Below are 2,234 nucleotides of genomic sequence, written 5' to 3'. Positions count from 1 at the left end.
GTCCTGCAAGGTCCTCTTCGGCTCAGACCTAGATCCGCCAGTAGTGGCTGATGTTGGGGATTCGTAGATCGTCTGAATGTGAGCGGGTGCCTGCCGTGCAGGGAGAATCGGGGTTACCAGACCAACCGATGGACCCTGACGAGAGGCACCCGCCGGGTGAACAGACTACGCATGTCGAAGACGCCCGCGAAACGGGCCCCGCGGGTGCGGATCGGGCCGGTGGACCCGTCGTTGACGGGGATGGCGGGGTTGGCCGCGGTCACCGAGCTGGTTGAGCGGCTTGGCGTGGTCAAGGCGTTCGACGAGCAGGTGGGTCCGGTCAAGCAGCGGGCGCGGGGACTGACGGGCGGGGAGCTGCTGGTCGGGATGGCCACCGCGCAGCTGGCCGGGCAGGCGACGCTGTCGGGGCTCGACCGGCTGCGGTCCGACGCCGCGGGCGAGGTGCTGGCGGCGGTGCCGTTCGCGCCGCCCGCGACCGCGGCGAGGCTGGCAGGCCGGTTCGACCCGGCGCGCACCGCCGGGATCGAGGCCGGGGTTGGGGTGCTGGCCGACCGCTGGCTGGCCCGGCTGCCGGCCCAGCGCCGTTCGGAGCTGGTCCGGGGCCGGCCGACGATCGATCTGGACTCCACCGATGTGGAGGTTTACGGCCGGGGCAAGCAGGGCGTCGCCTACACCTACGAGGGGAAACGGGCCGGGCGGCCGTTGCTGGCGAGCTGGGCGCGTACCGGGCTGGTCCTGGCCGCGGACCTGCTGTCCGGTGACCAGGACGTCCGGCCGCGGTGCGCCGGCCTGCTGGCCCGGGCGTTGGCCAACCTGCCCACCGCCCTCAGCGCCGCGCCGCTGGTCCGCGCGGACTCGGGGTTTTTCACCGGCGAGCTCGCCCGCGCCGCCGTCGCGGCCGGCGCGGACTTCGCGATCGCGGCGCCGCGGAACACGGCGTTGTGGCGGGCTTACGCCGCGGTGCCCGAGACCGCGTGGACCGACGCCCGGGACATGCACGGCGCCCAGGTCACCGCCGTGAACTACGCCCCGGCGGGCTGGCCGCCCGGCACCTACACGATCATCCGCCGGGTGAAGGTCTCCGCCGCCGAGATCTCGGCCGATCCCCGTTCCCGGCGGCGGCGGACCATCCCGAAAGGTCAGCTCACCCTCGCACTGGAAGGTGTCGCCGACCATGCCTGGGCCGTCAGTTTCCTCGTCACGAACATTCCCGCCGACGAACCCGACGGCATCGTTGCCGTCGAAGTCTGGTTCCGTGGCCGCGCCGACATCGAGACCCAGATCAAAGACGTCAAGCTCGGCGCCGGCCTGCGCCACCTGCCCTGCGCGGACCCGACGGTCAACACGGTCTGGATGTGGGCCGCGATCCTCGCCGGCTGGCTGTCCACAATGCTGCAATCCCTGACCGGCCTCGACCAGCACGCCGGCCGCGCCCACGGTGACCGGCTCCGCCACCAGCTGATCAACATCCCGGGCCGGCTCACCCGCCACGCCGGCACCCTGACCCTGCGCCTGCCACCCGGCCGCGACCACTACCTGCCCCTCGCGCTCGCCCGGCTACGCGCCCTGCCCGCCGCCTAACCAGCCCCGACAACAAACGCGACACCCTCCGGGCCGTGGACCCGGCGCCCACCCGGCACGACAACCGGGCCCTTACCCTGTCCACACCCCGAAAATCCTGCCGACCTTCCCAGAGAAAGAAGATCACAGAGTCCAAGCCGGACCGGAAACGATCCAGCCACTGGTACTGGCGGATCTAGGTCAGATGTCGTAAGCCACCTCCTCCAATATGGGACAGTCGCTATAGCTGACAACCTATCCAGGATCTTGTGAACGGACAAGGCAGTTTACCCGCCGGGTGGCCCGGGAGGATCTCACCCCCGGGCTCCCACAGAACGGAGCGTGACAATCTCTCGTCACTCGATCGCGGTGGGTCTGTTGCGTTCGCCGGGTCCTTGATCGGGCAAGGTGGGTGGATGCGTCGACGTCCCGTCCGTCTGCCGGTTCCGGCCTCGGAGTTCACCGGGCGTATCGTTCGGCCAGCCCGGGTACCTGCTCCTGAAACGTCTGCTGTGCACAGTCCAGGCTCGGACACACCAGCCGCCGCACGGTCACCTCGATCACGACGGGTCTGTCCCCGACCGGGAGATCGGCAAGCCGGCGTCGGTGATAGCCGTGCACCCGTGCGGTGAGCGTCCCGCAGCGCGGACAGGCCACCGGCCCGGCCCGGGTCC

The 2,234-nt window shown here is 70.7% G+C and carries 2 protein-coding genes; one reads left to right on the top strand and one right to left on the bottom strand.

The window, feature by feature from the left end; genetic code table 11:
- Positions 1 to 171: 171 nt before the first annotated feature.
- Positions 172 to 1,581 carry an IS1380 family transposase gene (locus DD1DGNOD_RS17340; RefSeq protein ID WP_131770624.1) on the top strand — a complete coding sequence of 470 codons (1,410 nt, stop codon included), beginning with the start codon at positions 172 to 174 and terminating at the stop codon, positions 1,579 to 1,581.
- A 438-nt stretch (positions 1,582 to 2,019) separates the two neighbouring features.
- On the opposite strand, the gene DD1DGNOD_RS17335 is transcribed toward DD1DGNOD_RS17340, so the two are convergent.
- On the bottom strand, positions 2,020 to 2,234 hold a 215-nt coding region (locus DD1DGNOD_RS17335; RefSeq protein WP_131770623.1), incomplete at its 5' end, for a transposase family protein.

It is taken from the genome of Candidatus Protofrankia californiensis (genome assembly GCF_900634765.1).
In the GTDB taxonomy this organism is placed as follows: domain Bacteria; phylum Actinomycetota; class Actinomycetes; order Frankiales; family Frankiaceae; genus Protofrankia; species Protofrankia californiensis.
The sequence above is the reverse complement of the archived record's forward strand: the minus strand, read 5'-3'. Positions and strand labels throughout refer to the sequence as shown.